The organism is Paraflavitalea soli (genome assembly GCF_003555545.1).
GTDB lineage: Bacteria > Bacteroidota > Bacteroidia > Chitinophagales > Chitinophagaceae > Paraflavitalea > Paraflavitalea soli.
Window position 1 is genome coordinate 202,046 of sequence record NZ_CP032157.1, and the last position, 12,865, is coordinate 214,910.

10 protein-coding genes are annotated in these 12,865 nt (G+C 49.5%); 8 read left to right on the top strand and 2 right to left on the bottom strand.

What is annotated here, in order from left to right:
• Positions 1-11: 11 nt before the first annotated feature.
• The 4 genes from D3H65_RS00780 to D3H65_RS32725 all read left to right on the top strand — a co-directional run bounded on the left by D3H65_RS00780 (position 12) and on the right by D3H65_RS32725 (position 1,346).
• A complete protein-coding gene (locus tag D3H65_RS00780; protein ID WP_162915320.1) occupies positions 12-326 on the top strand; it encodes a hypothetical protein in 315 nt (104 codons plus the stop codon).
• Positions 287-496, top strand: coding sequence for an HAD family hydrolase (locus D3H65_RS00785; RefSeq protein ID WP_119048435.1), 210 nt, complete (start codon positions 287-289; stop codon positions 494-496). The genes D3H65_RS00780 and D3H65_RS00785 overlap by 40 nt, the downstream gene beginning before the upstream one ends.
• Before the next feature lie 106 nt (positions 497-602).
• Positions 603-1,154, top strand: a complete 552-nt coding sequence (locus tag D3H65_RS00790) for a DUF6934 family protein (RefSeq protein ID WP_119048436.1) — start codon at positions 603-605, stop codon at positions 1,152-1,154.
• Between the two features lie 18 nt (positions 1,155-1,172).
• Positions 1,173-1,346, top strand: a complete 174-nt coding sequence (locus D3H65_RS32725; protein WP_162915321.1) for a hypothetical protein — start codon at positions 1,173-1,175, stop codon at positions 1,344-1,346.
• Positions 1,347-1,446: 100 nt separating this feature from the next.
• Here the strand turns inward: D3H65_RS32725 and D3H65_RS00795 are convergent, their stop codons facing one another.
• On the bottom strand, positions 1,447-4,140 hold the full coding sequence (locus D3H65_RS00795; RefSeq protein WP_119048437.1) for a glycoside hydrolase family 3 protein: 2,694 nt from the start codon (positions 4,138-4,140) through the stop codon (positions 1,447-1,449).
• Between the two features lie 108 nt (positions 4,141-4,248).
• Positions 4,249-5,031, bottom strand: coding sequence for a DeoR/GlpR family DNA-binding transcription regulator (locus D3H65_RS00800; protein WP_119048438.1), 783 nt, complete (start codon positions 5,029-5,031; stop codon positions 4,249-4,251).
• 432 nt (positions 5,032-5,463) lie between these two features.
• On the opposite strand from D3H65_RS00800, the gene D3H65_RS00805 reads away from it, so the two are divergent.
• The 4 genes from D3H65_RS00805 to D3H65_RS33235 all read left to right on the top strand — a co-directional run bounded on the left by D3H65_RS00805 (position 5,464) and on the right by D3H65_RS33235 (position 12,855).
• Positions 5,464-8,610 (top strand): SusC/RagA family TonB-linked outer membrane protein, encoded by a 3,147-nt coding sequence (locus D3H65_RS00805; protein ID WP_119048439.1) that lies wholly within the window; start codon positions 5,464-5,466, stop codon positions 8,608-8,610.
• Positions 8,611-8,628: 18 nt separating this feature from the next.
• Positions 8,629-10,176, top strand: coding sequence for a SusD/RagB family nutrient-binding outer membrane lipoprotein (locus D3H65_RS00810; protein WP_211345591.1), 1,548 nt, complete (start codon positions 8,629-8,631; stop codon positions 10,174-10,176).
• Between the two features lie 380 nt (positions 10,177-10,556).
• Entirely contained in the window at positions 10,557-12,164 is a 1,608-nt protein-coding gene (locus D3H65_RS00815; protein ID WP_245999654.1) for a beta-N-acetylhexosaminidase, read from the top strand.
• Positions 12,165-12,201: 37 nt separating this feature from the next.
• Positions 12,202-12,855, top strand: coding sequence for an FN3 associated domain-containing protein (locus D3H65_RS33235; protein ID WP_245999786.1), 654 nt, complete (start codon positions 12,202-12,204; stop codon positions 12,853-12,855).
• Positions 12,856-12,865: the final 10 nt, after the last annotated feature.

The following is a 12,865-nucleotide window of genomic DNA, read 5'->3' on the forward strand; positions in this document are numbered from 1 at the left end:
ACAGTAAAGACGTGTGTAAAATACAAAATGTTACACCAACCATTGTATTGATTAACTTAATAGCCTATAAAACACAACCAGTCACGGAGCAGCCCAATGCAACAAAGCTATTCCAGGCACTCAGGCAAAGAGGCATTTTGGTGGTGATGAATACCGGTTACGACAGGCATACGGGAGAAACGCTTGTTAAGAAGATAGGCTGGCAGGTAGGCATTGATTACGATGGCCTGGTAACCGCTTCCGATGTAAAAGCCAACAGGCCCAATCCCGGTATGATCCTCTGGCCATGCAGCAGCATGGCATCACCGATGCACAGGAGGTTGTAAAAGTAGGCGATTCCATTATTGATATCGAAGAAGGCCGCAATGCCGGCTGCAGGTTCAGCATAGGTATCACTACCGGTGCTCATACACGCAGCCAGCTTCAATCCGCCAGGCCTGATCATATCCTGGGGGACCTGATGGAATTGTTGCCCGTGATCGAAGGAACCATTTAAAACTAATTTTTGACCAAATGTCGAAACAAATTCCAAGTTATATGGCAAAAAATAATAATGATTGTTTCACCTAAATAATGTACTTATGCTCCCGAAAATTCATTAGATGACAAACTCGGGAAATATTTACGAATTCGAAGAATATAAGAGAGAACCAGGAGGCACAAGGTATTATTTTCTAAGCGAAGGGGAAAAGCAAATCGTGAAAGCTGTTCAGTATGCGTATATTGGCCTTAAAGAAGGAAGGTTAACTTATAATTTGGGATTTGGATCATTCGATTCCACGAAAGGTACAGTGCATGATGATGATATTTCAGATAACGGTGATCAATACAAGGTATTCAACACGGTATTAAGTACAGTCCCGGATTTTTTGCAGAATTATCCAGGGGCTATGGTAATGGTGCAAGGCAGTGACAGTGCTATTGGATATCCTGATATGTGTCGGGTTACTTGCAAAAAGAAATGTATTCCGCCAGCTTGTAAAAATGCGAATCGACGTATCAATATCTACAAAAGCTATGTTAACAAGAATTTTGCTCAACTATCTGTAGATTATAAGTTCTGGGGAGGGGTTAAAGAAGCTGATTATCACAACGTTGTAGAAGAGTATCAAATAAATAACAATTATGATTCTGTTTTTTTTATTAAGAAATAAAATTTAATTTTACATCATATGAAAGCAAATAAAACCACATCTAAAAAGTTAAATAAGGCCTCTGGTAAAGCCTTGTTAAATGAGGTGGCTACCAGGCTTTCAAATGAAGTATTATTTCGTGATAAGGTTGAGAAAGCGAAAGAATATTTAAAGCAATCCACATTTCCTTCCCGAAAAAACTCATTGCAATAAAAGTAAAGCATTCGGTAGGATGCTTTTTTTTATATCTTATTTCAACTTCCGCCGCACTTCATAAATTTCTTTTCTGAGTAAGAGTTAGAAAATAGTATTCCTAATTTGATAAGGGACTTACCGTCAGAGTCCCCTTCAGCCGCACGTCCTTCGACGAATTCCCGATCATGATCTGAAAGTCACCCGGCTCTATTACCCGCTGCATATCCTTGTTCAGCATTTGCAGCATATCGGGTGTAATGGAGAACATCACTTCCCTGCTTTCGCCCGCCTGCAGGTGGATACGCTGAAAGCCTTTTAGCTCCAGCACCGGGCGTGCTACAGAAGCCAGCAGGTCTTTCATGTACAGTTGCACTACTTCGTCACCTGCACGCGTACCTGTATTGGTGATCGTACACCGCAGGGCTGTAGACCCCGAAGGCGTAATAATGGTATTATCCAATTGCAGTTTGCTGTATTCAAATGATGTATAGCTCAATCCATAACCAAAAGGAAACAATGGCTGTCCGCTGAGGTTATGATAGTCATCACCCCGGCCCGTAGGTTTGTGGTTGTACACCAATGGTAATTGCCCTTCATGCACCGGAAAGGTGATGGGCAGCCGGCCAGCCGGATTGTAATCACCGAATAATACATCCGCTACGGCATGACCGCCTTCTTCGCCCGGATACCACACCTCTACAATACCCGCTACCTGGTTGATCCAGCTGCTCATGGTGGTGGCGCTGCCACCTGTAAGCACCACTACTACCGGTTTGCCTGTGGCGGCCACCGCCTGTATCAATGCTTCCTGGTAACCGGGCAGGTTCAGCAAAGCCCTGTCCTGGAATTCTCCTTCATGAATGCCCACTGCGATGATCGCCACATCTGCTTTTTGAGCAATAGCTACCGCCTCCCTGATCCGTTGTGCCCGGTCATTGGCCAGGCCAACCTGCCAGATCAATTTACAATGGGCCTGACCGGTGGTTTCGAAAAACTCTACCCGCAGCGCATATTGTTTTCCCTTCTCCAGGTACACCGGTTTGGTAATCGTTTGATACGTGCGTTTCGTCCAGTTATCGATAACCAACTTATTATTGACGTACAACCGGTAGCCATCATTGCCCTCCAGCCCGATCTGGCATTGACCCGTCTGCGGAGCAAGCAGCATACCTGTCCAGCGCACGGAGTAAAAGCCGGCGCCAATGGCCGGGTCAGGGCCATACAAGGTCCAGTGAAAATCAATGGTGGCATCCTTTCGCGTAAGGGCAGGGGCGCCGCTAAGTGTGGTGTTCGTAAAATATGCTCCCTGTAATCCTGCTTGCCCGTTGTGAGAAAGTTGTTGAGCAGGTATGCTTATATATTCCTGGTGACGGATGCCCGCGCCTGGCGCATACAACACTTTCAGGGCTTTGCCAGCCCTTCGTTGAAGGCCCTGGAGTATGCTCACTTTCTGGTTGCCTGGTCCGCTATAGCCACCCAGGCGGGCAGCCGTCGCTTCTTCTCCGATGAGGGCGATCGTCTTGACCGCAGGGGAGAGGGGTAACACTTTCTTTTCATTCTTCAATAATACGATCGACTTCTGCGCCGCTTTCCGGGCCAGTGCTTTGTGTGCAGCAATGTCTATTGACCGGGCCACTGCTTTCTCATCCACATAAGGATGCTCAAATAATCCCAATTCAAATTTGGCGCGCAATACCCGGGCGACTGCTTCGTTCACCCGGTTGCTGTCTGCCCGGCCATCCAGGAAAGGAGGGATGAACAAAGTATGGTGATCATAACTCGTTTGAAAGATCACATCCAGTCCATTGTTGATCGCATGCCTGCCTGCATCCGCATAATCCTTTGCCGTATTGTGCAATACGAGTTCGCCGCCTACTGCATTCGCATCCGAGATCACAAAACCATTGAAGCCCCATTCCTTTTTCAGCTTCTGTTGCAGCAGCCAGCTATTGGCAGAACAGGCCACGCCATCCAGTGAATTGTAGGCTGTCATCACCGAGCGGGAGCCGCCTCTTTCTATGCAGGCTTTAAAAGGTGGCAGGTAAATTTCTTCCAGCAGGCGTTCGTTATAGTGAATAGGGTAGCTGTCGCGCCCGCCATCGCCTACATTGGCCACAAAATGTTTGGGCGTAGTAATAATGCCTGTCTTTTCAAAGGAGCGCACAAAGGCCACACCCATTTCCGATGCCAGGAAGGGATCTTCACCATAGGTTTCTTCTGTGCGGCCCCAGCGCACATCACTGGCAATATTGACTACCGGGGTTAATATCTGCCGGATGCCCCGTGCTTTTGTTTCCGCTGCAATGGCGACAGATACCTGCTGCATGAGCGTAGTATCCCAGGTAGCAGCGAGGGCAATGGCCTGCGGAAAAGCAGTAGCCCCGTCCCTCACCAGTCCATGCAGTGCTTCATCAAAAGCGATGATGGGAATGCCGAGGCGGCTACTGTCCACAAAGTATCGCTGTATCCGGTTGATCTTCGTGGCCAGTATCAACGCATTTTCGGTGGTCTTGTATTGGAGCAACTGGCCCCCTGCATCGCCTTGTGCGGTGGCGCTTACCTGGAAGCCAAAGATACCATGACGGTATTGCTGCGGAGCAGCTTTGTCAAGGTCGCCGGGGATCATGAACAACTGCCAGAATTTCTCTTCCGGTGTCATCCGGCCCAGCAGGTCTTTCACCCGCGCGTCAATAGACAGGCGTGCATCCTTATAAGGCGGTATTGTTTGTGCGGAAATGGGAAGGGGGGCGAATAAAGTAGAAAGGGCAAGGAATAAAAAGAGAATGACCGGAAGCAGTTGATTCGTTCGCATAGCGTAAATAAATAGTGGCCGTTACAAATAATAGCCAAATATAACCTACTTACGCTCTATTTACAGCTTGTCCCGCCTATGCGGGAATTCACGATTGCCGCCAGCCGATCACAGGATAACGAGGTTCCTGGCTTTATAATCCCGCAGGGGAGCTTCATCGGGCGACAATTCAGTAATGAGGTAATCGATCTCCGTGAGATCGGCGATCTTCATTTGCATCGAAGAGTTCAGCTTTTCAGAAATGGTAAGTACTGCTACCTTGGCCGCAGCTTTGATCATGGCTTTCTTTACCTGGATCGTTTCCCAATCCGAATCCGTCAGCCCGCTGTGCACATCGATGGCATTGATCCCTACAATGCACAGGTCGGCCTTGATATTGGCCAGGTATTCGAATACTTCTCCACTTACCGTCATTTGGCTATACGCTGATATTTGTCCGCCGATCATGATCGTTTTGATCAGTGGTTTGTCCAGCAGTTCTACTGCCGTCATGGGATTTACTGTAAGAAAAGTAGCCCGTAAAGTGTTGGGTATTTTTTTAACGAACTCGCGGATCGTAGTACCGCCGCCGATCAGCACGATCATATCGTCTTTCAGCAGGCTCAGGGTTTTGTCGGCGATCACCAGTTTGTTGTTGCGGGAATAGGTTTTTGAATCATCGCCGATATGGTAGGCGGCTGACATGGCGCCGCCCTTTATACGGATCAGTTGTCCTTCTTCGGCCAGTTCATTGACATCCCGCCGGATGGTATCCTCCGATACGTCGATCAGTTTCACCAGGTCGGCAAACAGCAAACGGGTGTGAATATTCACCTGTTTAATGATCAGTTGTTTCCGTTCCTTTTTTTGCAGGGCCACCGGTACGGGTGGCTGTTGCTGGTTGTCTGACATTGTTCCCTGGTTTAATTAAATAGTCTGTAAGCCGGCAAAGTCCGCAAGTCAGTAAAGTCCGCAAGTCGGTCAGTAATACAACTGCTGCTTCGCTCTTCTTCCTCTGTTGCCTCTTGCCTTTATGCCTCGTTGCCTTTTTGCAAGATTTGCAATAATACAACTTTTAGCTGATTGATGGCAAATACGCATGTGCAAACGTCATTTACCTGCCAAAAATAGGGGAGAAGGCGCTTTTGTGCTTATAATTATCTGGTTATTATATTGTTAATAGTGCCCTGGTATACCCTCCCACGGCTTTGCTATAATGATTTAGTTAGGCAGTATTTGCAAGGCGCTTCCGTAATTTCTGCATATTATTTGCAGTATTTGAAATATTTGCAGTAGGTTTGGTTGCTTTTTGCAATTATTAACGCTTCTCAATAACTAACGCTCATGAAGAAAATTACATCAACGAGGCTACTATTGCTATGTTTAGCCTTTCACCTGGCAGCGGTCTTTGCCGGCTATGGCCAGGCTGCCGGAGAACCGGCCCCTGTGACCGGTACGGTAAAAAGCGGTAATGATCCGGTGCCTGGCGCCACCGTCATGCTGGCTACCAATAAAAGAGTGATGACCACCACCGACAATGCAGGCTTCTTCTCCCTCCAACTGCCAGCTGCCGCCAGGCAGGGTACGGTGCAGCTCACCATCACCTCTATTGGTTTTGCTACCCGCACTGTAGCTGTATCAGCCGGTCAAACTACCATAGACATTCAATTGCAGAAAGATTCCGGCGCCGTGCTCACCGATGTGGTGGTAACTGCCCTCGGTATCCGCAAATCAAGGAAAGCCGTTACCTATGCCATGTCTGAAGTGAATGGCAGTGAATTTACCCAGGCCCGCGAAAACAACGTAGCCAATGCCCTCACCGGAAGGATCGCAGGGGTCAACGCTACCGGTTTGTCTACCGGTCCCGGTGGGTCCAGCAGGGTCATTATCCGCGGTAACGGTTCCCTTACCGGTAATAGTCAGCCGCTGTATGTGATCAATGGCATGCCCATCGACAACAGCGTACCCGGTGGCGGTTCTACGCCCAATGGTTCTACCATCAGGACCAGTACCGACCGTGGCGATGGTATCGGCGCCATCAATCCTGATGATATTGAATCCATGACGGTATTGAAAGGAGGCGCTGCCGCTGCCCTCTATGGATCACGCGGCGCCAATGGCGTTATCCTCATCACTACCAAAAAAGGCCGTGCACAGAAAGGCATCGGCGTGGAATACAATGGTACGTTCACCCTCGAAAATGTATCCGTGTTTCCCGATTACCAGTATGAATATGGTCAGGGTGATAATGGCGTAAAGCCTACCACCCTGGCGCAGGCCCAGGCCACGGGTCGCCGTTCTTTCGGTGCCAAGATCGATGGCTCCACGGATTATATGGCGGCTGATGGAAAGAACCATCCTTACACGGCGCAAAAAGACAACCTCAAGAATTTCTACCATACAGGTACCACTTTTACCAATACCATTGCCCTCTCCGGTGGTAATGAATCCGTGGTATACCGGTTCTCCTTATCCGACCTGAACGCGAAAAGCATTTTGCCCAACAATAAATACAACCGTAAAACGGCCAACCTCAATATCTCCGCCAAATTGAGTGAGAAACTCAGGCTGGAATCAGTGATCCAATACAATTTTGAAAAAGGCAATAACCGGCCCATTGCCGGTGATGCCCTGGGCAATCCCAACTGGACACCCTACGAAGTGGCCAATACGGTGGATGCACGCTGGCTGAGCCCCGGCTACGATGCCAGTGGCAACGAGATCGTGTGGAATGATGCCGGTATTGTGACTAACAGCTATTTTGTGGTCAATAAGTTCAAACAAACTGACAATAAGAACCGTTTCATCGGGCAGGCTGCTATCTCCTACGATATCCTCAAGAACCTGACGGTGAAAGGAACCATTACCCGCGACTTCTACAATTACAACTTTACCAGCATCGTACCTACCGGTACCCAATACTGGCCCAATGGTCAATACGATGGTATTAAATCCGATGTGTCCGAAACCAACAGCATGATCACCGGTACTTATAAATCCAGTATTGCCAATACCGTTGGATTTACGGTACTGGCCGGCGCCAATACCCGTCGTTTCAAATCGGATGAGCTGACGCTGGCAGGACGTGATTTTACCACGCCTTATTTTTACAGCTTCTCCAATCTGTCCACCTCATCAGCGGTGCCCGTAGCCAGTGATATAAAGACCAATTCCCTATTCGGGTCCGTTGACCTGGATTATAAGAATGTATTGTTCCTCACAGCTTCGGGTCGCCAGGATTGGTTCTCTACCCTCAGCCCGGCCAACAACAAGATCTTCTACCCCAGTGTAGGTACCAGTTTTATCCTGTCGGATGTGCTGCAGCTGCCAGCCATGTTTGACCTGGTGAAACTGCGGGCTTCCTGGGCCGAAGTAGGCGGCGGTGGTCCCGATCCATATGCCATCAACCTCGCCTATAGCAGTGTGCCCAGCGCCAGCACCGTGCCCCTGCAGAATGTGAGTTCTGTGGCCATTACCAATGCCAGCCTCAAACCCTTTACTTCTACCACTTTTGAAGTAGGGTTTAATACACAGTTGTTTGGTGGCCGCCTGGGCGTTGACCTGGCTTTGTACGACCGCAAATCATCCGATGATATTGTAAGCGTGCCCATCTCTACTTCCTCTGGCTATACCAGCGCCATCCTCAACTCCGGTGAGTTGAGCAATAAAGGGATTGAGTTATTGATAGAGGGTACGCCCATCAAACAAAAAGACTTCAGCTGGAACACCAGTTTCAACTTTGCCTACAACAAGAGTGAAGTGTTGAAGCTGGCCGATGGCATCAGTACTTTCTCCCTGGGCAACTCTGTCAACGGCAATGCCTTTATCAATAACCAGGTGGGTAATACCTATGGCGCTATTTATGGCTTCCGTATGCTGCGCGATGCTGCGGGTAACATTGTGTATGATCCCAATTCCAACCTGCCGGTGCAGACGGATGTCAACCAGCAATTGGGCAAGGGTGTACCTCCCCTCACCATGGGTTTTTCCAACACGTTCAGGTATAAGCATTTCTCCCTCGACATCCTGGTGGATGGCAAATTTGGCAACAGCATCTTTTCTGTAATGGAAGTATATGCTACCCGTTTGGGATTAATGAAATCAACCCTGGCCGGCAGAGAGAATGGTTTGAAGCTGGATGGGGTAACGCAGACGGGCGCTAAGTACAGCTATACCGTGCCGGTGGCCAACCTGCGGGCAGCGTATTACAATAGCCTCAACAGGTATACTGAATTGTTTGTGCATGATGCCAGCTTTGTAAAATTGCGCCAGGTGATCATCTCTTACCGCCTGCCCGAAGGTTTCCTGAAAGGACTAGGTGTACAGTCTGCCAATCTCTCCCTGGTAGGCCGCAACCTGCTCATCCTTTATAAGAAGACCGACAACTTCGATCCCGAGCAAAGCCTTACCAACGGCGCTGCACAAGGTATTGAGTCCATCGGCTTACCCCGTACCCGTTCTTATGGCGTAAACCTGATGCTCAAATTTTAACCACTAAAAGCAATTGTGATGAAACTATCAATGTCAAAATATACCCGCTTTGTACCGGTGGTGCTGGCTGTTGTGCTCCTGCAATCCTGCGACAAGGATTTTGAGGAGATCAATACCAATCCCAATGCCGTATCTGTTCCCACACCGCAGTACCTATTCAGCAAAGCGGTGTATGATGGGGCGCTCAACAGCGGCAATGTGAGCAAGCTCTTGTTCGGCACCATGCAATACATGACCAGCTTCAATGATGTGGAAGGTTTCGGTTCCAAGTACGTGGCTTCCCAGGTCAACCTGTCTTCGGCCGTCTTCACCGCCGCCTATCCCAACCAGATCAATGAGATTGGTGAGGTGATCAAGGCCGTGAAGAACGATCCCGCTAAGATCAATATGTATGCCGTAGCGCGTATCTGGCGTGTGTATTGTTTCAGCCGCCTCACGGATGTGTATGGCGATATCCCTTATTCCGAAGCGGGGCAGGGCTATAACCTGTCTATCTTTCAGCCTAAATACGATCAGCAGAGCGCCATCTATGCCGATATGCTGAAGGAACTGGAAGAAGCAGCTGCCGCCCTCAACCCGGCCAACGCTGCCACCTTCGGCGCCTCCGATCTTATTTATGGAGGTAATACTGATCGTTGGAAGAAGTTTGCTTATTCCCTCATGCTGCGCCTGGGCATGCGGCTCTCTAAAAGAGATGCTACGCTGGCCAAGACCTGGGTCACCAAGGCCATCACCGGTGGCGTGATCCGCGACTATGCCGACATTGCCAAAGTAGATTATGTGGGATCGGGCCAGAACATCAATAAGAATCCCATTGCTCTGCAATTGTTCAACGACAACTATGTGAAGGCCGATGGCATCAGCAATCCTGAGGGCGGCAAATACCACCAGGCATTTATCGATTCCCTCAAGGCTAATAACGATCCCCGCTTACCAGTGCTCTCCGTGGTGTATGTGGGCGGTGTTGCCAATACGACCGAAAGCCTTCAGAAAGGATTGCCTGCGAATATCAATGGTACCAAGCCGGCTGATTTCGTTACTTATTCAGAACCCAAGCAAACCACTGTATTGCGCCAGAATGCGCCCCTGTTATTATTCACCGTGGCAGAAGCCAATTTCTTATTGGCCGAAGCGGTTTTGAATACCTGGTATGCAGGTGAAACGGCGGCCGCCCTGTATGAAAAAGGCATACGGGCCGCTATGCAGCAGTGGGACCTCATCAGCGGCACCACCAATACCGTCGATGCGGCGCGGATCAATACCTATGTAACGGCGCATGCGCTGAAGACAAGCGCTTCTGTGGCGGTACAAACAGAACAGATCTATAACCAGGTATGGGTAGGGTTGTTTCCCGATGCGCAGGAAGTGTACAACAATTACCGGAGAACGGGTTATCCTGCCCTGGTACCCAATAATTATCCGGGCAATGCTACCGGTGGCAAGATGCCACGCAGGTTCATTTACCCTGTAGTAGAACAAACCCTCAACAAGGTTTCCTATGCTGAAGCGATCGGCCGACAAGGGGCCGATGACATTGTGACAAGGGTATGGTGGGACAAACAATAAACGCTATCAAAGGGTGGGTCGCCCTCTGAGGGCGGCTCACCCGGTCTAAAGAAGCTATCGAAGTTTTTTTCATAAGTCAGAGATTTTAAGTGGGAGGGCATTTCCATGCCCTCTTTTTTCTACCTTGGGAAAACGTCTCACGATAGGGAATGATTTCATAGAGTGGGAAAAGTTCACCCTGCTTTGAAAATAGATTTCTCCCTGCGGTCGAAATGACAAGGAAGGAAGAAACGGATCACCCTTGGTTGTCATCCCGAACGGAGCGCACTCCCTCTTTTGTCATCCCGAACGGAGCGCAGCGTAGTGAGGGATCTGCCAGCGAAGCAAAAGAAAATCGAAGCAAAAGCAATAATGAATAATCAGTATTCAGCAACGCATTCATGAAGAGAAAACAACTTTACATTGCTGCCATATGTTTCTTAGCGAGTACCCGCCTCACCGCGCAGTCTCCCAAGGAAATTCCCATTCCCCTGATCCCCCGTCCGGTTGATTACCGGCAAGGGGAAGGTGCATTCCCTATCAATGCAGCTACTGCCATATATTATGCGCAGGATATACTACGTCCTGCAGCTGAATTGTTGAAAGATTACTTGCATATCCATAAGATCCAACCCATATTGACCTGGGGTAAGCAAACCGAAGGCGGCACCCATGGTATCTCCCTGCAAATGGATTCCCTTACCGTGCCTCAACCGGAAGGCTACCATTTACAGATCAGCAAAGAGCATATTGAACTCATTGGCCACGATATGGCCGGCATCATACACGGCATTCAATCCCTGCGGCAACTCGCACAGTCTTCCGCGGGAAAAGGATTGGTAGTGCCGGGTGGCTCCATCACCGACTACCCCCGCTTTGCTTACCGCAGTATGGCACTGGATGTAAGCCGCCACCTGTTTCCCATTGCCTTTATCAAAAAATACATCGACCTGCTATCCCTGTATAAGTTCAACACTTTTCACTGGCACCTCACCGATGACCAGGGATGGCGTATAGAAATAAAGCAATATCCCCGGCTGCAGTCCGAAGCAGCCTGGCGTAAGCAGACATTGATCGGACATAAGAAAGAAACACCCCACCGGTTTGATGGTATACCCTATGGCGGGTATTATACGCAGGAAGAAATAAAAGAAGTAGTGCGCTATGCTACCCAACGAGGCATTACCATCATTCCGGAAATTGAAATGCCCGGTCATGCGCTGGCTGCCCTGAAAGCTTATCCTGCACTGGGCTGCACAGGCGGACCTTATGAAACAGCCACTTTCTGGGGTGTATTTGATGACGTATTTTGTGCGGGCAACGACAGTACCTTTGTTTTCCTGCAGCAGGTGCTCGATGAAGTGATGCAACTGTTCCCTTCCCACTATATTCATATCGGGGGCGATGAATGCCCCAAGACGAGGTGGAACGTCTGTCCTAAATGCCAGCAGCGCATGAAAGCCCACGCCTTGAAAGATGAACATGATCTCCAATCCTATTTTATACAGCGCATAGAAAAATACCTGAACAGTAAAGGGCGCGACATCATCGGCTGGGATGAGATACTGGAAGGAGGTCTGGCGCCCAATGCCACGGTGATGAGCTGGCGCGGAGAAGAGGGCGGTATAGCGGCTGCACAACAAAAACACCGGGTGATCATGACACCCGAAAGCCATGTGTACTTTGATTATTATTTGTCGCGCAATAAAGCAGAGCCGGTAGCAGCTGGCCATTATACACCATTGAATAAGGTATACAGTTACCAGCCGGCCTTCAGCCTGCCCGATTCTTTGCAATCGTATATTGCAGGGGTGGAAGGGCAGGCCTGGAGTGAATACCTGGTAGATGAACGGCAGGGCGGCTTATATGATCTTTCCCCGCGCCATAGCCCTGGCCGAACTGGCCTGGACACCTGCTGCCTTACGCAATTACGATCATTTCCTGCAAAGGCTCCGGCCGCAGGCCGCCTTATTAAAACAGCTGGAAGTGCCCTGGGCCGCCAACTTTGATGAAGTGGTGAGCGCCGGTATCAAACCCTCGAAGGGAATGGTGGCACTATCCCTGTACAGCAGTTATCCGGCGGCGCAGATACGATATACCATTGATGCCAGCACCCCTTCCATAAAGAGTGCGTTGTATACAGGGCCTGTGGTCATGAAAAAGAGCGGCACGCTGAAAGCCCTGGCTTTTGATGAACGCCAGAAGGTCATCGGCAGAACCTATGAACAACAGGTTACTGTGCACAAAGCCATTGGCGCTGCAGTGAAGCTGATGAATGAGCCCATGGCGAGGTGGAATCCCGGCAAGGAAGTATTGGTCAATGGCATTGCAGGCGTGGCGCGCTACAACGATGCCCAATGGCTGGGCTTTAATGGCGATAACCTCGAAGCGGTGATCGACCTGGGCAATGCCCAAACCATCCGCTCTGTAGGCATGAACCTGCTCAATTACCACTGGCAACGGATATGGGCGCCGGTAGTGTTGTATATTGAGGTATCGGAGGATGGCGTACAATTCAGGAAAGTGTTTACACAAAAGGATTTTCCGGTCAATGGTATCAATAGGGTGCGGGCGACTTTCAAGCCGCTCACGGCCAGGTATGTGAAAGTGACCGGTATCAACAAAGGCCTCCTGCAGCCCGGTGATTATGGAGCGGGTACGAAGGCCCTGCTGATGATCGACGAAATATTGATTGATTAATCATAAATCC

Bases quoted from the DNA above. Each gene is read 5' to 3' on its own strand.
- D3H65_RS00805 (WP_119048439.1), top strand. From the start codon at position 5,464: ATGAAGAAAATTACATCAACGAGGCTACTATTGCTATGTTTAGCCTTT.
- D3H65_RS33235 (WP_245999786.1), top strand. From the start codon at position 12,202: ATGGTGGCACTATCCCTGTACAGCAGTTATCCGGCGGCGCAGATACGA.
- D3H65_RS00785 (WP_119048435.1), top strand. From the start codon at position 287: ATGCAGCAGCATGGCATCACCGATGCACAGGAGGTTGTAAAAGTAGGC.
- D3H65_RS32725 (WP_162915321.1), top strand. From the start codon at position 1,173: ATGAAAGCAAATAAAACCACATCTAAAAAGTTAAATAAGGCCTCTGGT.
- D3H65_RS00810 (WP_211345591.1), top strand. From the start codon at position 8,629: ATGAAACTATCAATGTCAAAATATACCCGCTTTGTACCGGTGGTGCTG.
- D3H65_RS00815 (WP_245999654.1), top strand. From the start codon at position 10,557: ATGAAGAGAAAACAACTTTACATTGCTGCCATATGTTTCTTAGCGAGT.
- D3H65_RS00800 (WP_119048438.1), bottom strand. From the start codon at position 5,031: ATGTCAGACAACCAGCAACAGCCACCCGTACCGGTGGCCCTGCAAAAA.
- D3H65_RS00790 (WP_119048436.1), top strand. From the start codon at position 603: ATGACAAACTCGGGAAATATTTACGAATTCGAAGAATATAAGAGAGAA.
- D3H65_RS00795 (WP_119048437.1), bottom strand. From the start codon at position 4,140: ATGCGAACGAATCAACTGCTTCCGGTCATTCTCTTTTTATTCCTTGCC.